Raw genomic sequence first — 23245 nt, forward strand, 5'->3', positions numbered from 1 at the left:
CGGCACTACTCAGGGCATTTTTCCGGCTGACGCCTGGTCTTCGTCGAGAAAGCCCTTCAATTCGCCGACCATTCTCTCCAGAGACTGACGCAGCGCAAGCGCTTCGGCGAACCAGTCGATAGCGGTTTCGCCGCGCAGGTTGTCGGCGAAATAATCATGCAAGCCGGTTTCTATGCGGCGCGCATGCTCGAGACACTCGTGGGCCGAAAACAGTACGCAGTTGCCGCGAATGTCATGCACCGCTTGCTGCAAGGCATGCAGATCAGGTGCTTTGACCGACTCGTCGAGTCGTTGGACGAGATTGGGAAAATGTTCAACAAAGAGACTCGCCAGCCTCTTTGCTGCAGCCTCATTACGCCCCAGATTGTTCAACAGGTAATCAAGACTGCAACAACTTCCCTCCGTTTGTACATTGTTTTTGTTATTCATAGCCTGACCCTTATTTCTTTTCTGTTTGGTCATAGCTTAAAACCCGCTGACTGCCTAGTGAACAGGGTCTTACCCTAGGGCGCAGCCTCCCCGATAGAGGCCTTCGCCCTCTACGCTCCCGATTGCGGCCCGAGCACGCGCAATATTTCTTCCAATGTCGTCTGCCCGGCGGCAACCAGTTCTGCCGCATGCCAGGCCATGCTGCGCAGGCCCTTCTGGCGCACCAGTTTACGAATTTCAAGGATGCTCGCGCCACTGCCGATGCGATCGCGCAATTCATCGTCGAAGGTCAGGATTTCATACAGGCCGACCCGGCCCTTGTAGCCGGCACCATTGCACTCCGGGCAGCCTTTGCCGCGGTAGGCCGGCAGTGCCGGATTGAACTGCGGCCCGAGACGCTGACAAAGCTCGCTTACCGCCGTCGCCGGTTCACGGCAAGCCTGGCAGATGCGGCGCACCAGACGCTGGGCGAAGATGCCCTCGAGCGCGGTGGCCACGACAAAGGGTTTGAGACCGAGATCGAACAGCCGGGCAATGGTGGCCACGGCCGAATTGGTGTGCAGCGTCGAATAGACCAGATGGCCGGTCAGCGCGGCGTGAAAAGCGACCTCGGCGGTATCGAAATCGCGAATCTCGCCAAGCAGAATGACATCCGGATCCTGGCGCAGCAAGGCGCGCAAGATGGTGGGAAAGGTCAGGCCGATTTTCTCGCGAACCAGGACCTGTCCGGCCATATCGAGGTAGTACTCGACGGGATCTTCGATGGTGACGTAATTTTTTTCCGGTGTCGCATTGTGCTGCACGAGCGAATACAAGGTCGTCGTCTTGCCGCTGCCGGTCGGCCCGGTGGCGAGAATGATGCCCTGCGGCCGGGCGACCATATCGCGAATGCGCGCCAGTTCGCTTTCCGGAAAGCCGAGATTTTCCAGGCTGTGCACGGCGGAATTGCGATCGAGAATACGCATCACCACTTTTTCGCCATTGATCGTCGGCAGCGTCGAGATCCGCAGATCGACCATGCGCATCGGCGTCTTGACCGTGATGCGCCCGTCCTGCGGCCGCCGCCGCTCCGAAATATCGAGCTCCGACATGATCTTCAGGCGCGAGACGAGGGATGGGTACAGATGATTTGGAATATGAATCTTGTCGGCCAGTACGCCATCGATGCGGTAGCGGACCACCACGCTGCTGGTACGCGGCTGAATGTGGATATCCGACGCACCAAGGCGGATGGCTTCGATAATGATCGCGTTGGCCAGCCGAATCGCCGGTGGCGCCTCGGTATCGCGGAGCAGGTCTTCCAGTGCCGCGACACCCTCGTCCTCAATGACGATCTCGATGCCCTCGTACGGGTCGGGGCCGGACACCAGGGTTTCCATATCCTTGAAGTCGAGCGAGCTGCCGCCGCTGTACAGCTCGTCGATTTTCTTCCTGATCGCCGCGACATCGGCGCTGACCACCTTGATATCCAGCCCGGCAGTAAACCGCACCTCGTCGATCAAACCTTCGTCGAGCGGATCGGCCATCGCCAGCAACAGGCGCTTGCCGTCGAGCTTGAGCGGAACCACCAGTTGACGAGCGCAGAAGCTGTGCGGAATCAGATCGACCAGCACGGCATCGATACGAAACTCCGGCAGCTGAACCTCTTCGATCAGCAGATCCGTCTTGAGAATTTCTCGAATGCGCCGCTCAGGTATCCAGTCCTTTTCAAGAAGCAGGCTGATCAGCGGTTCCTTGCGGCGCTCCTGCAACATGGTCAGCTCCTGCAACTGGGCCGACGACAACAAGCCCTTCTTGTGCAAGGTAATGCCGAGCCGGCTGCGATGCGTTGCCGCCAGTTTGGAGAGGGCTGAAATCTCCTTCGTTTTCTTGTCGTTTTCGCTCTTCAGTACCCGATTGCGGGCGATCAGGTCGGATTGCTCCAGGGCCAGGGCGACGGTGACGCGCAGATCGTCGTCGTTCCACGGTTTCAGGATGAATTTATAGACCGCCCCCTCGTTGATCGCCCCCATCACCGCATCGGTATTGGCATGGCCGGTCAGCATGATGCGGATCGTGTCCGGCGAGCGCCGTTTCACTTCGCTCAGGAACTCGGCGCCGGTCATCACCGGCATCATGAAATCACTGATTACCAGATGCGTCGGCGCCTCGGCCAGACGATCAAGCGCTTCGCCGCCGCTACCGGCGGTTACCACCTCGTAGTTTTCCTGGCGGAAGACCCGAATCAAGGCCTTGAGGATACCCGGCTCGTCGTCGACAAAAAGCAGGCGGTAGCGCGGCGGTGTCAGGTGGCTGGCCGGGGCTTGCGGCGCCGCCGATTTGCCGGTGAAGAGCGAACTGTAATCGGTCATTGGGGCAGGGGGAAAAACAGCGTTACGGTCGTCCCGACATCACGATAGCTGACCAGATCGATGCGGCCGCTATGAGCCAGGACGATGTTGCGGGCGGTCGTCAAACCGAGCCCTGCCCCAGCGCCGACCGGCCGCGTCGTATAGAACGGCTCGAAAGCGCGGGCCAGCTGCTCGGCCGTCATGCCGATACCGTTATCGCGAATGTGGATGGTGATCCCTTGCTCGTCGGCCGCGCTGGAAACGCCAATCTCGCCGGAACGGCCGGCTTCGGAAATTGCCTGTCCGGCATTGCGCAAAAGACCGAGCAGCATCTGGTTGATATGGCCGGGCAGGCAAACCAGGCCGGGCAAGGGCAATAGCTCCAAGCGCAGGCTGACGCCCGGCGGTAGTTGCCCTTCGATGACGCTGGCGGCTTGCCGCAGGCAGTCGTTGAGATCGAGGAATTCCTCACTGGCGCGGTCGACATTGGAAAAACTCTTCAACTCGCTGACGATCTTGGCAATGCGGTCGATGCCTTTGAGGCTTTCAGCCAGCAAATCGCCACCGTCTTCAAGGATAAAATCGAGATCGAGTGCCCGCCAGGCGACCTCGCCCTCGCCCAGGCGCGCCTTGAGATCGCCGAATTGGCCAAGGTAATGCTGGAAGGTCGCCAGATTGCTGCGCACGAAGCCGAGCGGATTATTCACTTCGTGCGCCACGCCGGCCGCCAACTGGCCGACCGAAGCCAGTTTTTCGGCCGAGTAGAGCATTTGCTGCCGCTCTTCCAGCTGGAGCACCTGCGCCCTGACGCGGGCCTCGAGTTCGCCGGACAGCGCCTTGTAACGGGCCTCGGATTCCTGCAAGCGGGCATGTTCGAGGCGCAGGCTTTCAAAATCCTCGGCCACCGCCTCAAGGTGCAGGTTGGAAGCCATCTTGTAGCGCACCTGCGTGCGCAGCAGCAGTTCGAGCAATGTCCGGGCACCAGCCAGTGCCTTCTGATCGGCCAATCGACTGGCGAGATAGGCGACTGGCTCAAGTTCGAGAACCAGCGGCTCACGCCGTGCTTCGGCCGCGGCAATGCCCCACAGGACGTGACCATCCGCGTCGACAATCGCCGCATCGCCGCCGAGCAAGACGCTCAGTGCCGGGCCGACGCGTTGCAGCGTGCCTGGATCAAGCAGTTCCTCAACTCGCCATTCGCGATCGAAGTTGCTGTTCATCGACCAGCTGACTTCCCGAAAGCGCCGGCGACCAGGGCATCTTCGTCAAGTGCGTGGCGGCTGGCCAGTTCGCAGCTTTCATTGAAACGGCGATAGGTCGAGCGCAGCAAGGCCTCGAAACTTGCCGCGACCCCCTCGCCGCGCAGCGCCGAAGCAAACACCAGCGGCCACGGCGCTGCCGACCAGCGTTCGCGGATTTCCGCCTCGGGCACCGCGCTCGGCAGATCGCGTTTGTTGAACTGGACGACCAGCGGCAAACGCTCGAAATCGAGACCGACCCGTGAACAGTTTCCGGCCAGGGTCTGGAACGACTCGGCGTTATTGGTCTCTTGCGCCCGGTCGGAATCGGCGACGAAAACTACGCCATCGGCCCGCGACAGCACCGCTTTCCGCGTTCCGTCATGGGCCACCTGGCCGGGAACGGTGAACAGGCGAAACTTGATGAGCAGCCCGGAAGGGGCGCGAAAACCGAGCGGCAGCAGATCGAAGAACAGGGTGCGATCGTCCTGCGTTTCCAGAGTCATCATTTCGCCTTTCAGTTCCGGCGAAAGCTGGTCGTGCAGGCGCAGCAAATTGGTCGTCTTGCCGCTTTGCGCCGGCCCGTAATAGACCAGTTTGAAGGAAAGCCGTCCCGTTTCGCTATCCGGCATTTCAGGACGGGATCAGCGATCCGGATCGAGCAACACCGAGCCGTCCGGCCCCCAGTTCACCTGGGTGATGCCCGGCTCCATCGCTTCAAGACGCTCGGCTTCGATTGCTTCAGGCGTTTTCTCGCCCATTTCCATGCGAACCAGGTTGGCCAGTTGCCGGTTCTCCAGCATCAGGTCGCGATGGGCCAGCGACTGGGCGATCGCCGACAACAACTCGTAATCGTTCCAGGGCTTGCCGATGAACCGGTCAATACCGACTTCATTGACCGCCCGGACCAGGGCATTGAGATCGGCATAGCCGGAGAGAATCAGGCGAGCGGCATCGGGTTGCACTTCCTTGACTGCCTTGAGAAACTCGATGCCGTCCATTTCCGGCATCCGGAAATCGCTGATGAAGAGATCGAATGGCTCATGTCTGGCCCGTTCCAGCGCCAGAACCGGCGAGGAAAAGCTCTCGATTTCGAGACTGAATGACTTGTTGCCCAACGTACAGGGAGCAACCCGCAGCAGGCGTTTCAAGGCCTTGAGAATGCCTTCCTCGTCATCGACGAGCATTACTCGGCTCATACTTCCTCCTGCTTGATGTAGAGCGTGTACGGCTGCTGTTCGGTCGATTCCAGCTTGACCAGTTGACTGATGATTTCCTTGGTCAGCACGCTGCCGCGCGACAACAACAAGTAACCGTCGCGATGATTCAGATCGCGCGACAGCACCGAACCCGGTCGCAGCTGCAGGCAGCGGATAGGCAGCTCGGTAACCGCCTTCTTGCCGGTCTCGGCCAGCAACTGGGCAAAGCAATCGACGACCTGCGGATCGTAACGCTTGCCCCGATTGTCGATCAGGAAAGTCAGCGCTTCGTCGGCCCGGAGCGGGCGCTGGACCAGCGTACCGATCTGTAGCGCATCGTAGTCGTTGGCCACGGCCAGAATGCGGCTGCCGAGCGGAATGGCCATGGCGGATAGACGGTCGGGAAAGCCACTGCCATCGTAAAGCTCATGGTGATGGCGGACGAGCAAGGCACAGTCACGCAGCTTCTCGACCGACATCAGGATGTTCTGGCCGACCACCGGATGCTTCATGACCAGGGCACGATGATCCGCTGACAGGTTGTTGAAAGGTTTGTCGAGCAAGCCATCGGGCAAGCCGATCTTGCCGATATCGTGCAGCAGGCCGGCCAGCATTACCGTCTGCACATCGGCATCGCTGAGATCAAGACGCTTGGCCAGATTGCGGGCATGATCGGCGACACGCCGGCCGTGCCCGGCCAGTTGGGCGCCCACCGGTCCGGCCCGCAATTCGACCATGCCGGAAAATACCTGGACGGTGGTAATGAAGGTTTTCTTCAGTTCGTTGAGCGCCGCCCGAACCTCGGCGGTTCGCTCGCTGACCTTCTGCTCCAAGCCGGCATTGAGTTCCTTGAGCTCCTCGTTCTGACGCAGGGTCAAGGCGCTGAGCCGACGATTCTCCTCTTCCAGGCGTCGACGCTCGAGCGCCTCCCGGACGACGAGCACAATTTCGTTGTCGTCCCAGGGTTTGGAGATATAGCGATAAATCTCGCCTTCGTTGATCGCCGCGACCGTCGAGGTAATGTCGGCATAGCCGGTGAGCAGGATGCGCATCACCTCCGGCCAGCGTTGACGGACATGCTTCAGAAAAGTCGCGCCGTCCATTTCCGGCATGCGCATGTCGGAAATCACCAGATCGACCGCTTCGCGTTCGAGGATTTCCAGGCCGGCCGCACCGCTCTCGGCCATCATGATCCGATAACCATGCGGCCGGAACAGACGGCGCAAGGCGGAAAGGATGCTCGGTTCGTCATCGACGAACAGCAGTGTCAGATTGTCGTTATCGCCCATTCAGAATCACCCTATCAAGTGGCATGAGCTGCCTTGGCTGAGAATACCTCGAAAGCGTCCTTCCAGCCCAGAGTTTCGGGCGCATCGAAAGACCATCGGCGCGCGACAAAGCGGCCGGGTAAACGAAAAATGCCAGTTTCAGCAATCGAGCGAACGATTGATGGAAACTGGCATTTAAATACTTGGCGGAGTGGACGGGACTCGAACCCGCGACCCCCGGCGTGACAGGCCGGTATTCTAACCAACTGAACTACCACTCCGCGTTGGGTTGCCGCTGAACAGGCCGGGCAACTTCGAACGGGGCGGATAATAGCACGCTCCCGCAGGTCCGCCAGCTTTATAGCGACTACAATTCGCGACTCCCCGTCCACACACCCAAAAATGATCGACACCGGATCGCTGAATTTTCACTGGTCGCAAACCATGGTCGCCGGCTTTGTCGCGGCCGGCGTTACCGATGCCGTCATTTCGCCCGGCTCGCGCTCGACGCCGCTCGCACTGGCAATGTTGCGCCAGCCCGGATTGCGTTGCCAGATGGTGGTCGACGAACGTAGTGCCGCGTTTTTCGCCCTCGGCATCGCCAAGGCCAGCCGGCGCCCGGTACTGCTCCTCGCCACCTCCGGCACGGCGCCGGCCAACTGGCTACCGGCAGTGATCGAGGCCAGCCAGGCCGGCGTGTCACTGATCCTGCTATCGGCCGATCGCCCGCCCGAACTACAGGGCTGCGGCGCGAACCAGACGGTGGATCAAATCCGCCTGTTCGGAACGCATGTCCGGGCCAGCCATGCCCTGGGGACACCCGAGGCCGGCTTCGCTCCGGCCTATCTGCACCGGCTGACGTCCCGAATTGTCGAGCAGGCGAGCTGGCCGCACCCCGGGCCGGTCCATATCAACCAGCCGTTTCGCGAGCCGCTGGTGCCGACCGGTGCGACAGAGGCCAGCGACTTGCCGGCGAGAATCCGCGTGGGGCCGCCAAAGCTGCAGCCGGACCCGGCCGCGATCGACGAGATCGCCGAACTGATTTCCGGCCGCCACGGCCTGATCGTCTGTGGCGAGCAGCCCGCTGCTGCGGGCTTTGCCCAGGCTGTGACGGCTCTGGCTGCCCGCCTGGATTGCCCGATTCTTGCCGAACCGCTGTCGAATCTGCGCTTCGGGCCACACGACCGGGAGCGGCTCTGCGTCCGCTATAACCATTGGCTGAATGATCGTGAATTCGTCGATGCCCATCGACCCGAGTGGGTCTTGCACTTCGGTGCCTGGCCGGTCGGTCGCCAGCTGCAAAACCACCTGGCCAGCGCTTCGCTTGCCCTGATGCAGATCGAGCCGTGGCCACGGTGGACGGATCCGTCCGACAAACTGACCCATCTGCTGCGCAGCGATCCACTCGCTGCCTGCGAAGCGCTGCTCGCCCGCGCGTCGGCTCCGGCTCCGGCCGGCTGGATGAGCGCCTTCGCCGCCAGGGATGCCGCATTGACCGATGATGGTGCGGCGACGCACATCACCGCCCTGCTTGGCGCCCTGCCGAACGGGACGCCGCTCTTCGTTGGCAATTCGCTGGCCATCCGCCAGCTCGACAGCCACTCGGGCAGCGGCGACGGGCCTCGCCAGTTTTTCGCCAATCGAGGCGCCAGCGGCATCGACGGCAATATCTCGAGCGCCATCGGAATCGCCGCCGTGCATGGCCGGGCTGCAGCGTTGCTCGGCGATCTCACCTGTCAGCACGATCTTGGCGGACTGGCCCTGGCTCAGGGGCGCGATGTCGTCATCGTAGTGGTCAACAATGGTGGCGGCGGCATTTTCGCTACGCTGCCACAGGCCCAATTGCCGGAATTCGAGCAAGGCTGGCGCACACCGCAGCAGATCAGTTTCCAGCACGCCGCACTGACTTTCGGGCTGGGCTATGCCAACGCCGGCAGCACGCCGGCCTTCGCTGCAGCGCTGCGCCATGCTTTCCAAACCGGTGGTCCGTGGCTGGTTGAACTGGTTCTCGAGTAAGACTCAAAACCCGGTGTCGATTTCAGGTTTTGACCGGATGTAGGAGAATGGCGAACCCGACCATCGCCCGAGTTTTTGAGCGACATCGCTGCCCTCAGAAAAGCCAGACACACCTTGAAAAAAGAATCTCCCGCACCCGCTGCCGGCACGACGCCCGGCCTCGAAAAACACACGCCAATGATGAAGCAGTATTTGGCGCTCAAAGCGAACCATCCGAACACCTTGCTGTTCTACCGGATGGGCGATTTCTACGAATTGTTCTATGAGGATGCCGAGAAAGCTGCACGCCTGCTCGACATCACGTTGACGACGCGTGGCCAGTCGGCCGGGGTGCCAATCAAGATGTGCGGTATTCCCTTCCATTCGTTGGAGCCGTATCTGGCCCGCCTGGTCAAGCTCGGCGAATCGGTGGTGATCTGCGAACAGATCGGCGATCCGGCGACCAGCAAGGGGCCAGTCGAACGTGCCGTGGCGCGCATCGTGACACCCGGCACACTTACCGATGCGGCGTTGATCGACGACAAGCAGGACATTTGGCTGCTGGCGCTGACCACCACCCGCAACACGGCCGGCCTGGCCCGCCTGAATCTGGCCAGCGGCGAATTCATTTTGACCGAGGTGCCGAGCGAGCAGATTTCCGCCACGCTGGAACGCATCCGGCCGGCCGAAATCCTTTATCCGGAATCCTGGCAACCGGACTTCCCGCTGGATATGGCGCGGACCCGCCAACCGGACTGGTATTTCGAATTCGATTCGGCCAAGCGCTTGCTCTGCGAGCAGTTCAAGGTCGCCTCGCTCTCCGGCTTCGGGGCCGAAGGCCTGCGCCCGGCCGTCGCCGCGGCGGGCGCCCTGCTGCAGTACGCCCAGGCGACGCAATCGGGGAGTTTGCCGCATTTACGGGCCTTGACCGTCGAACTAGAAGGCGCCTACCTCGGCCTCGACCTGGCCACCCGGCGCAACCTTGAATTGACCGAAACCCTGCGCGGCCAGCCGTCGCCGACGCTATTCTCGCTGCTCGACAACTGCGTGACCAGCATGGGCTCGCGCCTGCTCCGCCACACGCTGCACCATCCGCTGCGCGAGCGCGCCATTCCGGCCGCCCGTCATGGCGCGGTCGAGGCGCTGCTCGAAGATTACGGCCGGATGGCCGGCGACGTGCGCCGTGAACTGAAAGGGATGGCCGATATCGAACGCATTGCCGGCCGCATCGCCTTGCGCAATGCCCGGCCGCGCGACCTGGCCAGCCTCCGCGAATCGCTGGCCGGACTGGCCGGTCTGCGCGCCCCGCTGGCCGGCAACAGCGCGCCGCTGCTCGGCCAACTGGAACTTGATCTGGCAACACCGGCGGCGACGCTCGACCTGCTGATCCGTTCGATCGCCGCCGAACCGTCGGCCCAGATCCGCGACGGCGGGGCCATCGCCCCCGGTTACGATGGCGAGCTCGACGAACTGCGCTCGCTGAACGACAACTGCGGCGCCTACCTGGTCGACATGGAGGTGCGCGAGCGCGAACGCACCGGCATCACCAGCCTCAAGGTCGAATTCAACAAGGTGCATGGTTTCTATATCGAGGTCACGCACGCCCACACCGCCAAGATCCCCGACGATTACCGCCGGCGCCAGACGCTGAAGAATGCCGAGCGCTACATCACCCCGGAATTGAAGGCCTTCGAGGACAAGGCGTTGTCCGCCCAAGAACGCTCGCTGACCCGCGAAAAACTGCTTTACGAGGCAATCCTGGACGAGTTGCTGCCGGCCGTCCCGACCTTGCAGACCATCGCCCGCGCCGTCGCCCAGCTCGACCTGCTGGCCGGCTTCGCCGACACGGCGCTGAAGCGCAACTGGAGCAAGCCGGAATTTGCCGCGGAAATCGGACTGGCCATAGCCGGCGGCCGCCACCCGGTGGTCGAAGGGGAAATGGCCAACGGGGCCGAGACCTTCATCGCCAATGACTGCCGGCTCGCCGAAAACCGCCGTCTGCTGTTGATCACCGGCCCGAACATGGGCGGTAAATCGACCTACATGCGGCAAACCGCATTGATTGCCCTGCTCGCCCACATCGGCTGCTACGTACCGGCCGATCGCGTCGTGCTCGGTCCGCTCGACCGCATTTTCACCCGCATCGGCGCCTCCGACGACCTCGCTTCCGGCCGATCGACCTTCATGGTCGAAATGACCGAGGCCGCCGCCATCCTCCACCATGCGACGCCGAACAGTCTGGTGCTGATGGACGAAATCGGCCGCGGCACCTCGACCTTTGACGGCATGGCCCTGGCTTTTTCGATCCTGCGTCACCTGATCGACAAGAACCGCTGCCTGACGCTGTTCGCCACCCACTACTTTGAACTGACCCGGCTGTCGCACGAATATTCGGAACTGGCCAACGTCCATCTCGATGCGGTCGAGCACAACGACCGCATCGTCTTCCTGCATGCCGTCGAGGAAGGCCCGGCCAACCAGAGCTACGGTATCCAGGTCGCCGCCCTGGCCGGCATCCCGAATGCCGTGGTACGCGCCGCCCGCAAGCAATTGCGGGAATTCGAGCAGCGCGCCGCGGTAGACCCGCTGCAACCCGATCTGTTCACCCAGGGCGAACCGGAACCGGTCGAAGCCGAACCGCACCCAGCCCTCGAACAACTGGCGACCCTCGACCCGGACAGCCTGACGCCGCGCGAGGCGCTCGACGCCCTGTATGCGCTGAAGGGACTGCTCCAATGAAACGCTGGCTGGCCGCCCTCCTGCTCGGCTGGGCGACGCTGGCCAGCGGTGAAACCTGGCATTTCGGGCTGATCGGCGATGTACCCTATTCGGCTAACGAGCGCCGCGAACTGCCGCACATGCTGGCGAGCATCGCCGCCAGCCAGGTCGATTTCATCGCCCATATCGGCGACCTCAAAAATGGCCAGGAGCGTTGCGACGACAGCCTGTTCGCCGATCGCCACGGGCTGTTCAACGCCAGCCGCGTGCCTTTCGTCTTCGTCCCTGGGGACAACGAATGGACCGATTGTGAGCGCCTGTCGAATGGTGGCTATGCCCCGCTCGAAAGACTCGGCAAGCTGCGCAGCCTGTTCTGGCAAGACCGCTTTTCGCTGGGCCAGAAAAAGCTGCCCCAGGAACGGCAAGCCGGCGGCTATCCGGAACACGCCCGCTTCCGGCTCGGCCCGGTCTTGTTCGTCACCCTCAACCTGCCGGGCGGCAACAACAACTTCGGCGAGACCGACCAGGCACGTGCCGAATACCGGGCACGCAACCCTGTCGTACTGGCCTGGCTGAGCGAAAACTTCGCCCTGGCCCGGCGCGAAAAACTGCCTGGCATCGTCCTCCTCTTCCAGGCCAATCCGGGCTTCAAGCACTTTGCGCAAGGCATCGCCCACCGCGGCTACCGAGAGTTTCTCGAACAGCTGCAAGCCGAAACGCTGAATTTCCCCGGTCAGGTCGTCGTCGTGCACGGCGACACCCATACCAGCCGCATCGACCAGCCGCTACGCGACCGTCAAGGCAAGCGGCTCGGCAACTTTACCCGGGTCGAGACTTTCGGCTACCCGCTGATGGGCTGGACGCAGGGCACCATCGATACCGCCGCCGCGTCGCTCTTCCGTTTCGAACCCCATGCCTGGCCAGACAAGGGTAACTGAGGCCATGCCGATGAACAGAACCTACGCCGAAACTGAACCAAGCCGCGCCGAAATCGACGCCCTGACCGGCCCCATCCTGATCGAGTTCGGCGCCCCCTGGTGCGGCCACTGCCAGGCCGCCCAGGCCCTGATCGAAGCCGCCTTTCCTGTCGATTCGCCGGTCAAGCACCTGAAGATTCAGGATGGCCCCGGCCTGCGACTAGGTCGATCATTCCGCATCAAACTCTGGCCGACCCTGGTTCTCATCAACAACGGCCAGGAAATCAGCCGCCTTGTCCGGCCCGGCGATGCAGCAAGCATTGCCGACGCCATCGCCGCCATCACCTCGCTATGACGCAAGCCGATTTCACGCCACTCAACGCCGCCGGCCTGAACCTGCAAGCCATTTTCAACATCGCTGATCTACCGGCCGAACTGGCTGGCGAAATCCACCAGCGCTTCGATCCAGAAAACCGCTATCGCCAACTGATCCTGATCGGCCATGGTGGAAAGCGCTTGTGGGCCGCGCTCAAGGACTCGGGTATTGCGTCGGAAAACCCGATCGACGATTTCAGTAGCGCGACGGTGCGCCAGTGGTTGGCCACGCATCCCCATACCATCATCTACCCGGCCAGGGATTCGCTTGGCCTGCAGGCGCTGGGAAAGCTGGCCGGCTGGCACCATGCCTCGCCGTTCATGGTCGGCATCAACGAAACCTGGGGCAGCTGGTACGCCTACCGCGTCGTCGCGCTGAGCGATACGGATTTTGCGCCGAGCATCCGGCAAACCACGACATCGCCCTGCACGCAGTGTCGGGATCAGCCATGCCTTGCCAGTTGCCCGGCCGGTGCCCTGTCAGGTGACGCGTTCGACCTGAACAAATGCATCGCCTACCGGAAACAGCCGGCCTCCGCCTGCCGCGCGACCTGTCTGGCCCGCGTCAGTTGCCCGGTCGGCACCGAACATCGCTATTGCGATGCACAGATTGCCCACACCTACACGATTTCCATGCGGATGATCGAAGCGCTGTACTGAGCCTTCAGGCGCAACGGCTCTGAATACGAGCCTTGCGGCGCCAGCAAGCCGGCTTCTTCAGGCTGGACACATCGATGCCGCCCGGCGCAAAAATTTCACGGGCGCGTGCCAGACGCTCGATCTCGTCCTGAGATACGCCGGCAATCTGCTCAAACCATTTCTGAAATCGTTTCATAGCGAATACTCCTGACAGCCATCGGTTGATGATGAATCGGCACGCGCTTTGTTTTGCGTACGGTCAGGCGTAGATTATCCGAATACTGTATGGATGTACAGTATTCGATAAAAGTCGCTCCAGAAATGCCAATGCCCATCGAAATGGGCATTGGATAAAACGCTGGATTCCCGCCAGGGCGGGCGCACTCCAGGTTTAGTGGCAGGTTTCCTCGTCGTCGTCCGGATTATGGACGTGACCGTGTTCCAGCTCTTCGGCACTGGCCGGACGAATCGAAGTCACGGTGCAGGTGAAGATCAGGGCCATGCCGGCCAGCGGGTGGTTGCCATCGAGCACGACCTTGTCGTCGGCGATATCGGTAACGCGATAGATGACGAAGTCGTCTTCGCTGCCTTCTTCCGGGCCGCCTTCAAACTGCATGCCGACCTGCAGTTCCTTCGGAAAGTCCTTGCGCGGCTCGATTTGTACCAGTTCGGCATCGTAGTCGCCAAAGGCTTCGTCCGGCTGCAGCTTGACCTGGACCGATTCGCCGATCTTCTTGCCCTGCAGCGCCTCCTCGATTTTCGGGAAAATATCTTCGTAGCCGCCATGCAGATAGATGAGCGGCTCACGGCCTTCGTCGACGACTTCGCCATCCGGATCGGTGACGTGGTATTCGAGATTGATGACGTTACCTTTGGCAACCAGCATGTTCATGAATTCAGTTCCTTGACGAGGCGCAGCACTTCCAGTGCGTGGCCCTTGTAATTGACGTTGTAGAGCGCATGGCGAATGATACCCGTGCGATCGATGATGAAGGTGGAACGGACGACGCCGTATTTTTTGTGGCCATCCACCTCTCTGGCCTGCCAGACGCCATACTGCTTGCAGACCACACCCTCGGTGTCCGACAGCAGCTCGAGTCCAATGCCTTCCTTGTCGCGAAACTCCGCGTGCTTCAGGCAATCGTCACGGCTGATGCCGAACAGGATGCAATCCTGTTTATGGAAGTCCCCTTCGTGATCCGAAAAATCGGTCGCCTCCTTGGTGCAACAGGGGGTTCCGTCCTTCGCGTAAAAGAAAAGCACGATGTGCTTTTGTCCCTGAAACTTCGCCAGATCGATAGTCTCCATATCGGCATCGGGCAACAAAAACGTCGGGGCTCGCTCGCCAACCTTGAGCAGCATGTTGTTCTCCTGAAGCGCTCTGCGTGAGGGACTGCTGCGAACGATTCTAGCGGAGCCGCCTACTGCGGTCGACGCCTTTATTTCACTTATTTTCCAGGAACTTTTTCCGGGATCTGAATGAAGGTTTCATCCTGCTTGACCATGCCCAATTCGAAACGGGCACGCTCTTCGATCGCCTCGTAACCTTGCTTCAGGTCGCGGACTTCGGCATCGAGGCCGGCATTTCTGATTTCCAGCTTTTTGGTCACTTCCTTCTGTTGCTGCAATTGACGGTCGTACTCCCAAACCTTCAGCCAGCCGCCCTTACCCACCCAGAGGGGGTACTGGAGCAGGCCAATGGCTGCAAGGAGGCCGACCGTCAGCCAGCGCATAAAACTTAACGCAGGTTGTAGAAGGTTTCGCGGCCCGGGTAGGAAGAGGTGTCGCCGAGATCTTCCTCAATGCGCAGCAGCTGGTTGTACTTGGCGATACGGTCGGAACGCGACAGCGAACCGGTCTTGATCTGACCGGCGTTCAGGCCGACGGCGATGTCGGCGATGGTGCTGTCTTCGGTTTCACCGGAACGATGCGAGATCACCGCGGTGTAACCGGCGCGCTTGGCCATCTCGACGGCGGCAAAGGTTTCGGACAAGGTGCCGATCTGGTTGATCTTGATCAGGATCGAATTGCCGATGCCCTGCTTGATGCCTTCCTTGAAGATCTTGGTGTTGGTAACGAACACGTCGTCGCCAACGATCTGCACGGTCTTGCCCAGACGATCGGTGAGCAGCTTCCAGCCATCCCAGTCGGCTTCCGACATGCCGTCTTCGATCGAAACGATCGGGAACTGGTCGGCCAGATTGGCCAGATAGTCGGTGAACTGGGCGGAAGTCAGTTGCAGACCTTCGCCGGCCAGATGGTACTTGCCATCCTTGTAGAACTCGGAAGCGGCACAATCCAGCGCCAGCAGCACATCCTGACCCGGCACGTAACCGGCGGCCTCGATGGCTTGCATGATGATCTGCAGCGCTTCGGCGTGGCTACCCAGATTCGGGGCGAAGCCACCTTCGTCGCCGACGGCGGTCGAGTGACCTTTCTTGTCGAGCAACTTCTTCAGCGAATGGAAAATCTCGGCGCCGCAACGCAGGGCTTCGCGGAAATTGACCGCACCGACCGGCATGATCATGAATTCCTGGATATCCAGGCTATTGTTGGCGTGCTCGCCACCATTGATGATGTTCATCATCGGCACCGGCATCTGCATCGGGCTCATGCCGCCGAAATAGCGGTAGAGCGGCAGGCCGGACTCTTCGGCAGCGGCCTTGGCAACGGCCATCGAGACGGCGAGGATGGCGTTGGCGCCAAGGCGGGACTTGTTGTCGGTACCGTCGAGGTCGATCATCGTTTGATCGATAAAAGCCTGTTCCTGGGCATCAAGACCGATGATGGCTTCGGAGATTTCCGTGTTGATGTTCTCAACGGCCTGCATGACGCCTTTGCCGAGGTAACGGCTGGCATCGCCATCGCGCAGTTCAATGGCTTCGCGGGAACCGGTCGAAGCACCCGACGGCACAGCCGCCCGGCCCATGACGCCACTTTCCAGCAGCACATCGGCTTCAACGGTGGGATTGCCGCGGGAATCGAGAATCTCGCGTGCCACGACGTCAACAATTGAGCTCATATTTCTTCCTTATTAACGATAAATTGAAAGAACTACTTAAATTAGATCACTGACGCCGGAAATGAATGTCCCATTCGTTTCCGGCCGCCTTATTTCAGTTCTTCGAAACCGGCCGTCTTGACGGCCTTGTCGAGCGCCAGCAGCGTCGTCAACAGCGATTCCATGCGCGCCAACGGCCAGCTGTTCGGGCCATCGGACCAAGCTTTTTCCGGGCACGGATGGGTTTCCATGAACAGCCCGGAAATGCCGACGGCGACCGCCGCCCGTGCCAACACCGGGACGAACTCGCGCTGGCCACCCGACGTCGTACCCTGGCCGCCCGGCAACTGCACGCTGTGCGTCGCATCGAAGACGACCGGGCAACCAGTTTCGCGCATGATCGCCAGGCTGCGCATGTCGGACACCAGGTTGTTGTAGCCGAAGGAAGCGCCGCGTTCGCAGACCATGATGTTGTCGGCGCCATCATTCACTTCGCGCGCCTTGTCGACGACGTTCTTCATGTCGCCCGGCGCCAGGAACTGGCCCTTCTTGATATTCACCGGCTTGCCGCAGGATGCGACGGCATGGATGAAATCGGTCTGGCGACAGAGAAAGGCCGGTGTCTGCAGCACATCGACGACGCTGGCGACCGCGGCGATCTGGTCGATACCATGGACGTCGGTCAGCACCGGCACGCCGATCTGCCGCTGGACTTCGGCGAAGATCCGCAGACCTTCGTCAAGACCGAGGCCGCGCACCGACTTGCCGGAACTGCGGTTGGCCTTGTCGTAGGAGGCCTTGAAAATGTAGTTGATGCCGAGACGGGCGCAGACTTCCTTCATATGGCCGGCGACATCGAGGCAAAGCTGCTCCGACTCCGCCGTGCAGGGGCCGGCGATCAGGAATAAAGGCTGGTCGAGACCAGCCTCGAAGCCGCAGAGCTTCATTTGCCTTTGACCTTTTGCCTGCCCAGTGCCGCCTTCACGAACGAGGTGAAGAGCGGATGGCCCTGACGCGGGTTGGACGTGAACTCCGGATGGAACTGGCAGCCGACAAACCACGGATGCACGTCGGCCGGCAATTCGATCATTTCGCAGAGATCGGTGCCCGGCGCGCGACCGGAAACCTTCAAGCCCTTTTCTTCCAACTGGGCGAGCAAGGTGTTGTTGACTTCGTAACGATGGCGATGGCGCTCGGTGATCTCGGCGGCGCCATAGATGTCACGGGCCAGCGAGCCTTCGCCCAATTTGCAGACCTGGGCGCCGAGGCGCATGCTGCCGCCAAGGTCGGAGTCCTCGTCACGCTTCTCGAGCTTGCCGGAGGCATCCAGCCATTCGGTAATCAGGCCGATGACCGGATACGGCGTGTCCTGGACGAATTCGGTGGAATGCGCACCGGCCATGCCGGCCACATCGCGGGCGAACTCGACGACAGCCAATTGCATGCCGAGGCAGATGCCAAGGTAAGGCACCTTGTTTTCGCGGGCATAGCGGATCGCGGCGATCTTGCCTTCGGTACCGCGCCGACCAAAGCCGCCGGGCACCAGGATGGCATCGACGCCCTTGAGCACGCCGCAACCGTCCTTCTCGATATTCTCGGAATCGATGTATTCGATATTGACCTTGCTGCGGGTATGAATACCGGCATGCTTGATCGCTTCGATCAGGGACTTGTAGGACTCGGTCAGATCGACGTACTTGCCGACGAAGGCGATCCTCAACTCATGCTGCGGGTGATCCATCGCGTCGACCAGCTTGATCCAGACCGACAGATCGGCGGCCTTGGCGAGAATGCCAAGCTTGTGGCAGACGATTTCGTCGAGCATCTGTTCATGCAGCATTCCAGGGATCTTGTAGATCGAATCGGCGTCGAGACACTCGATCACGGCTTCCGGCATGACGTTACAGAACAGCGCGATCTTGCGCCGTTCCTCGACCGGAACGGAACGGTCGGCACGGCACAACAGGATATCCGGCTGGATACCGATCTGACGCAACTCCTTGACCGAATGCTGGGTCGGCTTGGTCTTCAGTTCGCCAGCGGTCGGGATATAGGGCAGCAGCGTCAGGTGCATGTAGCAGACGTTATTGCGACCTTCCTCGATGCCCATTTGACGGATCGCTTCGAGGAACGGCAGCGACTCGATGTCGCCAACCGTACCGCCGACCTCGACGATGGCCACATCGGCACCTTCGGCGCCGGCCTTGATCTTGAACTTGATCTCGTCGGTGATGTGCGGGATGACCTGTACCGTCTTGCCGAGATATTCGCCACGGCGCTCTTTTTTGAGCACGGTGTCGTAGATCTGGCCGGTCGTGAAGTTGTTGCGCTTGCCCATCTTGGCGCTGGTGAAGCGCTCGTAGTGCCCGAGATCGAGATCGGTCTCGGCGCCATCCTCGGTGACGAAAACCTCTCCGTGCTGGAAAGGACTCATCGTGCCGGGGTCGACGTTGATGTAGGGGTCAAGCTTGAGGTGGGTAACTTTGATGCCGCGGGATTCCAGAATGGCCCCGAGCGATGCGGCGGAGATGCCCTTGCCCAATGAGGACACGACACCGCCTGTAACGAAAACGTATTTGGTCATGGAAAGACAGGCTGCGGGAAATGCGAATGATAGCCGAAAAGGTGGAAAAATCCCAAGCCCTCCGAGCAATCCTGCGAATCTCGCGCCATCACCCGGTACACCGTAATGACCACGCGATTTGTTAGAATCGAGGGTTACCCAGCCAGCAGAAAACAGCGTGAAAACCGTTCTCGTCATCAATTATTCGCAAACCGGGCAACTGGCCGAGATCACGGCCCAGGTGGTCGCCCCGTTGCGGGCGGCGGGACATCAGGTGCATGTTGAAACCCTGGTTCCGGTCACCGCCTTCCCGTGGCCGTGGCCGATCGTCGATTTTGTCGATGCCTTTCCCGAATGCGTGCAACTCGATGCGCCGCCGCTGGAACCATTGAGCATTCCGGCGGATCGCGACTTCGATCTGGTCATTCTCAGCTATCAGGTGTGGTACCTCTCCCCCGCCCTGCCGATGACCGCCTTCCTGCAAAGCCCGGCAGGCCGCCGGCTGATCGCCGGCAAGCCGGTGATCACGCTGGTCGCCTGCCGCAATATGTGGCTGTCGGCCCAGGAAACGATGCAGCGTTTGATCGCCGAGGCCGGCGGCGAGTTGCGCGATCACCTGGCATTTACCGACCAGGGGCCTGCACTGGCCACTTTCCTGACGACACCGCGCTGGGTTCTGACCGGCCGGCGCGACCGCTGGCTCGGCCTGCCGCCGGCCGGCGTGGCACCGGAGGAAATCAGGAAGGCCGGCCGGTTTGGCCGGGCGCTGGCCGATGCGCTCGAGGGCGACGCCGAAAAAACCGGAGCGCCGATGCTGACCGGCCTCCGCGCCTGCACCGTCAATCCCCGGCTGGCGCTGAGCGAACGGGCCGGACGCCGGGCCTTCAAGGTCTGGTCCAGACTGATCCGCGCCTGCGGTCGCCGCGGTCAATGGCGGCGGCGGCCGATGCTGCTCGTTTTCGCCTTATATCTGATCGCCATGGTGTTAACCGTCGTTCCATTGAGCCTATTGTTACAATGGTTACTTTCCCCCCTGCTCAAACCGCGCCTTGACCGACTGCGCGCCGAACTTGAACTGCCTTCCGGCTCGCAGGATTTCAATCTGAAAGCATATGAATAGTAGCGGCAAGGTTTACATCACCGGCACTTCGGCGTTCCTGCCCAATGCCCCGGTCGACAACGACGGGATCGAAAACGTCCTCGGCATGATCGGCAGCAAGCCTTCGCGCGCCCGCCGCGTCGTGCTGCGCAACAACGGCATCCGCCAACGCCACTATGCGATTGATCCGGCGACCGGCCGGACCACCCATAGCAACGCCCAGCTGACCGCCGAAGCGGTGCGTGGCCTCGGCCCCATCGAGAACATCGACTGCCTGGCCACCGGCACCTCGATGCCCGACCAGCTGATGCCCAATCACGGCGTGATGGTGCATGGCGAGCTGGGCATACCGGCCTGTGAAGTGGTATCGACCGCCGGCATCTGCGTTTCCGGCATCACGGCGCTCAAATATGCCTATATGAGCGTCCTCTGCGGGCAGGCCAGAAATGCCGTGGCGACCGGTTCCGAACTGGCCTCGGCAGTGCTGCATGCGCGCAATTTTGAAGCGGAATCCGAACATCGCGTCGCCGAACTGGAAGCCAACCCGGAAATCGCCTTTGAAAAAGATTTCCTGCGCTGGATGCTCTCCGATGGCGCCGGTGCCTTTTTGCTGCAGGACACCCCGCGCCGCGATGGTTTGTCGCTGCGCATCGAGTGGATGGAAATCCTCTCGCAGGCCCACAGCGCCGACGTCTGCATGTACTCCGGCGGCGAAAAGCAGGCCGATGGCTCGCTGAAGAGCTGGAGTGCCTTTCCGCCCAGCCAATGGGCCAGCCGCTCGGTCTTTTCTGTCAAACAGGACGTTCGCCTGCTCAACGAGAACGTCGTCTACCTGACGGCGGGCAAGCCGCTCGAGAAAGTCATGGCGACCCGCGGCCTCAAGGCGAGCGACGTCGACTGGTACCTGCCTCACATGTCTTCCGAGTATTTCCGCCAGCCGATGGCCGACTGCATGGCAGCCGTCGGTTTTGCGGTGCCGCAGGAAAAGTGGTTCACCAACCTGCACACCAAGGGCAACACCGGCTCGGCCTCGATCTACATCATGGTCGACGAGCTGCTGAAAAGCGGCCGCCTCAAGGCCGGCGACCGGCTGCTCTGCTTCATCCCGGAAAGCGGCCGGTTCACCGGCTCGCTGATGTATCTGACGGCGGTCGAGCATGCTTGACAGCGAAGTGCCGCAGGAAGGCAACGCCACCCTCGGCGGCCACCGCAAGGCGCTCTACGCCCGTGGCACCGACGGAAAGATGCATATCGTCCAGTCGACCGGTTGGGAAGTCGAGGAAATCGTTACCCGCCAGGCCGTCGATGACCTGAACCGGCTGGCCGATGATGCCCGCCAACGGGTCGCCACCGGGCAGACCTCGGCCCTCGAATACCACATGCACAAGGCGCGCATGGATGTGCCGCTGCTGGCGCAGGTTACCGGCCTCTGGCAATGGCGCATCCGCCGCCATTTCCGCCCTGCGCTATTTGCCCGCCTTTCGCCCTCGCTGCTGGCGCGCTACGCCGATGCGATGGGCCTCACCGTCGCCCAGTTGACCAAGGTCGAATGATGGAATTCCAGCACAGCCAGGCCTCCCATTGCGAGAGCGGCGTCATGTCGACGATGTTGCGTCATCACGGCCTGCCGATTTCCGAGCCGATGGCTTTCGGCCTGTCGTCGGCGATGTCCTTCGCCTACCTGCCGATCGTCAAGATCAACGGCCTGCCGCTGGTTTCCTACCGGATGCCGCCGAAATTCATCATCAAGGGCCTGCAGAAACCGCTCGGTCTGAAGATGCGCTTCGAGACCTTCCGCAACCCGGCCGCCGGCACCCGCCGCCTCGACGAACTGTTGGCAGCAGGCGAAGTGGTCGGCATGCAGACCTCGGTATTCTGGCTGCCCTACATGCCGGAAGACCTGCGCTTTCATTTCAATGCCCACAACGTGCTGGCCTTTGGCCGCGACACGGCGAGCGGCGACTATCAGCTGTCCGACCCGGTCTTTGAAACGCCGGTCAGTTGTCCGGGCGAGGCGCTGCAAAAGGCCCGCTTCGCCAAAGGCGTGCTCGCCCCGAAAGGCCTGCTCTATTACGCCACTGGCAAGCCTTCGCAGCCCGATTGGGCGATAGTGATTCCGCAGGCCATCAAGAAAACGACGCGCATCATGCTCGACGCGCCGCTGCCGATCATCGGCGTGCGCGGCATCCGCCGGCTGGCCAATGCCGTCGAACGGCTGGCCGGGCAGAACGATCCGGCCCGGGCCAAGATGTTCATCGGCCAGGTGGTGCGCATGCAGGAAGAAATCGGCACCGGCGGCGGCGGTTTCCGCTTCATCTATGCCTCTTTCCTGCAGGAAGCGGCCGACCTGCTCGGCCGGCCGCGCCTCAACGAACTCGCCGACGCCCTGGTCGAGATCGGTGACGAGTGGCGAGAATTCGCGTTGTCGGCCGCCCGCATGATCCGCGACCGCGAACCGCTGGTGCCGGCCAAACTGGCCGACCAGTTGCGCCTGATCGCCGACCACGAACAGGCTTTTTTCCGCGACCTACGCCGCGCCGCCTGATGCTGTCCATCGACAGCGTCTCCTACCGTTACCGCGCCGCCGCCACGCCGGCCCTCCAGGGCGTTTCGCTGAACATTCCGGCCGGTGGCGTGTATGGCCTGCTGGGCCCGAACGGGGCCGGCAAGACGACGCTGATTTCGCTGCTCGCCGGCCTGCTGAGCGCGACCGACGGCCGGATTGCGCTGCATGGCCAGCCGCTGGCCGTCGTCCGCGCAGCCAACCCGCGGGCCATAGCACTGGTACCCCAGGATTACGCCTTCTACCCGATGCTCAGCGTCGGCGAAAACCTGCGTTTCTTTGCTGGCGCGCTTGGCCTGAAGGGCAAGGAACTGCACAGCCAGTGTGCCGCTGCCATCACCTTCGCCCGACTCGAACAGGTCACCGACAAGCGGGCCGAACAACTTTCCGGTGGCTTGCGCCGCCGGCTGAATCTGGCCATCGGCCTGCTTGGCCGGCCGCAACTGCTGCTGCTCGACGAACCGACGGTCGGCGTCGATCCGCAGTCGCGGCATTTCCTGCTCGATTCGATCGCCGCCCTGCCCGCCGCCGGCACGACGGTGATTTACACCAGTCATTACATGGAAGAGGTCGAGGCGATCTGCCAGCAGATCGCCATCATCGACCAAGGCTCGGTGCTGGCCGCAGGCTCGCTGGCCGACATCCTGCGCAGCGCCGAGCCGTTGCTTGAACTGCATCTCGCCCAGCCACTGCCGGACGCCCTGGCCAGCCGCCATCAGGCGGTCGCCACGGCACCGCTGCACTATCTGCTGAAACCGCCGCACGGCAATGCCTCCTGGGCTGGCGCACTGCCCCGCCTGCTCAACGAACTGGCCGCGGCCGGCTGCGAAGTCCTCGATCTCAACCTCGGCCAGCACGATCTGGAACAGGTTTTCATGCGCCTGACCAAGCGCTCGCTGCGGGACTGAACC

At 61.7% G+C, this 23245-nt stretch carries 23 protein-coding genes and 1 tRNA gene; 10 read left to right on the forward strand and 14 right to left on the reverse strand.

Annotated features, from left to right (window positions below; genetic code table 11):
- Positions 1-9 precede the first annotated feature (9 nt).
- From ACLIKD_RS09475 to ACLIKD_RS09505, 7 genes are all read right to left on the reverse strand, one after another.
- Complete coding sequence (locus ACLIKD_RS09475) at positions 10-429, reverse strand: Hpt domain-containing protein (RefSeq protein WP_226415576.1); 420 nt, start codon at positions 427-429, stop codon at positions 10-12.
- Between the two features lie 110 nt (positions 430-539).
- Entirely contained in the window at positions 540-2780 is a 2241-nt protein-coding gene (locus ACLIKD_RS09480) for an ATPase, T2SS/T4P/T4SS family (RefSeq protein WP_428828118.1), read from the reverse strand.
- Positions 2777-3979: a sensor histidine kinase gene (locus ACLIKD_RS09485; protein ID WP_428828119.1), complete on the reverse strand. Its 1203-nt coding sequence runs from the start codon at positions 3977-3979 to the stop codon at positions 2777-2779. The genes ACLIKD_RS09480 and ACLIKD_RS09485 overlap by 4 nt, the downstream gene beginning before the upstream one ends.
- The gene (locus ACLIKD_RS09490; protein ID WP_428828120.1) at positions 3976-4629 is read right to left on the reverse strand and encodes a GTP-binding protein; all 654 of its coding nucleotides are present in this window, start codon (positions 4627-4629) and stop codon (positions 3976-3978) included. The genes ACLIKD_RS09485 and ACLIKD_RS09490 overlap by 4 nt, the downstream gene beginning before the upstream one ends.
- Positions 4630-4641: 12 nt before the next feature.
- Positions 4642-5196, reverse strand: a complete 555-nt coding sequence (locus tag ACLIKD_RS09495; protein ID WP_428828121.1) for a response regulator — start codon at positions 5194-5196, stop codon at positions 4642-4644.
- Complete coding sequence (locus tag ACLIKD_RS09500) at positions 5193-6485, reverse strand: HD domain-containing phosphohydrolase (protein ID WP_428828122.1); 1293 nt, start codon at positions 6483-6485, stop codon at positions 5193-5195. Before ACLIKD_RS09500 ends, ACLIKD_RS09495 begins: the two co-directional genes overlap by 4 nt.
- A gap of 183 nt (positions 6486-6668) precedes the next feature.
- A tRNA-Asp gene (locus ACLIKD_RS09505) sits at positions 6669-6745 on the reverse strand.
- Between the two features lie 121 nt (positions 6746-6866).
- Here ACLIKD_RS09505 and menD point away from each other — a divergent pair.
- From menD to ACLIKD_RS09530, 5 genes are all read left to right on the forward strand, one after another.
- Positions 6867-8480: a 2-succinyl-5-enolpyruvyl-6-hydroxy-3-cyclohexene-1-carboxylic-acid synthase gene (gene menD, locus ACLIKD_RS09510; RefSeq protein WP_428828123.1), complete on the forward strand. Its 1614-nt coding sequence runs from the start codon at positions 6867-6869 to the stop codon at positions 8478-8480.
- A gap of 180 nt (positions 8481-8660) precedes the next feature.
- Complete coding sequence (mutS, locus tag ACLIKD_RS09515) at positions 8661-11198, forward strand: DNA mismatch repair protein MutS (protein WP_428828328.1); 2538 nt, start codon at positions 8661-8663, stop codon at positions 11196-11198.
- The gene (locus ACLIKD_RS09520; RefSeq protein WP_428828124.1) at positions 11195-12115 is read left to right on the forward strand and encodes a metallophosphoesterase; all 921 of its coding nucleotides are present in this window, start codon (positions 11195-11197) and stop codon (positions 12113-12115) included. The genes mutS and ACLIKD_RS09520 overlap by 4 nt, the downstream gene beginning before the upstream one ends.
- Positions 12116-12125: 10 nt before the next feature.
- Positions 12126-12449, forward strand: coding sequence for a thioredoxin family protein (locus ACLIKD_RS09525; protein ID WP_428828125.1), 324 nt, complete (start codon positions 12126-12128; stop codon positions 12447-12449).
- Positions 12446-13129, forward strand: coding sequence for a hypothetical protein (locus ACLIKD_RS09530; protein WP_428828126.1), 684 nt, complete (start codon positions 12446-12448; stop codon positions 13127-13129). Before ACLIKD_RS09525 ends, ACLIKD_RS09530 begins: the two co-directional genes overlap by 4 nt.
- Positions 13130-13133: 4 nt before the next feature.
- On the opposite strand, the gene ACLIKD_RS09535 is transcribed toward ACLIKD_RS09530, so the two are convergent.
- The 7 genes from ACLIKD_RS09535 to ACLIKD_RS09565 form a co-directional block, all read right to left on the reverse strand.
- Positions 13134-13304: a hypothetical protein gene (locus ACLIKD_RS09535; protein WP_428828127.1), complete on the reverse strand. Its 171-nt coding sequence runs from the start codon at positions 13302-13304 to the stop codon at positions 13134-13136.
- Between the two features lie 195 nt (positions 13305-13499).
- A complete protein-coding gene (locus tag ACLIKD_RS09540) occupies positions 13500-13994 on the reverse strand; it encodes an FKBP-type peptidyl-prolyl cis-trans isomerase (RefSeq protein ID WP_428828329.1) in 495 nt (164 codons plus the stop codon).
- Between the two features lie 2 nt (positions 13995-13996).
- Complete coding sequence (locus tag ACLIKD_RS09545; protein WP_428828330.1) at positions 13997-14467, reverse strand: peroxiredoxin; 471 nt, start codon at positions 14465-14467, stop codon at positions 13997-13999.
- Between the two features lie 89 nt (positions 14468-14556).
- Positions 14557-14841, reverse strand: coding sequence for a cell division protein FtsB (gene ftsB / locus ACLIKD_RS09550; protein WP_428828128.1), 285 nt, complete (start codon positions 14839-14841; stop codon positions 14557-14559).
- A 5-nt stretch (positions 14842-14846) separates the two neighbouring features.
- On the reverse strand, positions 14847-16130 hold the full coding sequence (gene eno / locus ACLIKD_RS09555; RefSeq protein WP_226415688.1) for a phosphopyruvate hydratase: 1284 nt from the start codon (positions 16128-16130) through the stop codon (positions 14847-14849).
- A gap of 89 nt (positions 16131-16219) precedes the next feature.
- Entirely contained in the window at positions 16220-17056 is an 837-nt protein-coding gene (gene kdsA / locus ACLIKD_RS09560; RefSeq protein ID WP_226415702.1) for a 3-deoxy-8-phosphooctulonate synthase, read from the reverse strand.
- A complete protein-coding gene (locus tag ACLIKD_RS09565; protein WP_226415704.1) occupies positions 17053-18693 on the reverse strand; it encodes a CTP synthase in 1641 nt (546 codons plus the stop codon). The genes kdsA and ACLIKD_RS09565 overlap by 4 nt, the downstream gene beginning before the upstream one ends.
- 157 nt (positions 18694-18850) lie before the next feature.
- Here ACLIKD_RS09565 and ACLIKD_RS09570 point away from each other — a divergent pair, with 157 nt between their 5' ends.
- Genes ACLIKD_RS09570 through ACLIKD_RS09590 form a run of 5 tightly spaced genes read left to right on the forward strand, consistent with a single transcriptional unit; the run spans position 18851 to position 23242 of the window.
- On the forward strand, positions 18851-19792 hold the full coding sequence (locus ACLIKD_RS09570; protein WP_428828129.1) for a dialkylrecorsinol condensing enzyme: 942 nt from the start codon (positions 18851-18853) through the stop codon (positions 19790-19792).
- The gene (locus ACLIKD_RS09575) at positions 19785-20936 is read left to right on the forward strand and encodes a beta-ketoacyl-ACP synthase III (protein WP_226470879.1); all 1152 of its coding nucleotides are present in this window, start codon (positions 19785-19787) and stop codon (positions 20934-20936) included. Before ACLIKD_RS09570 ends, ACLIKD_RS09575 begins: the two co-directional genes overlap by 8 nt.
- A complete protein-coding gene (locus tag ACLIKD_RS09580) occupies positions 20929-21324 on the forward strand; it encodes a hypothetical protein (RefSeq protein WP_428828130.1) in 396 nt (131 codons plus the stop codon). Before ACLIKD_RS09575 ends, ACLIKD_RS09580 begins: the two co-directional genes overlap by 8 nt.
- Positions 21321-22316, forward strand: coding sequence for a BtrH N-terminal domain-containing protein (locus ACLIKD_RS09585; protein ID WP_428828131.1), 996 nt, complete (start codon positions 21321-21323; stop codon positions 22314-22316). Before ACLIKD_RS09580 ends, ACLIKD_RS09585 begins: the two co-directional genes overlap by 4 nt.
- Positions 22316-23242, forward strand: a complete 927-nt coding sequence (locus ACLIKD_RS09590; RefSeq protein WP_428828132.1) for an ABC transporter ATP-binding protein — start codon at positions 22316-22318, stop codon at positions 23240-23242. Before ACLIKD_RS09585 ends, ACLIKD_RS09590 begins: the two co-directional genes overlap by 1 nt.
- Positions 23243-23245 lie beyond the last annotated feature (3 nt).

This window comes from Azonexus sp. IMCC34842, from assembly GCF_050368855.1.
Classification (GTDB): domain Bacteria; phylum Pseudomonadota; class Gammaproteobacteria; order Burkholderiales; family Rhodocyclaceae; genus Azonexus; species Azonexus denitrificans_A.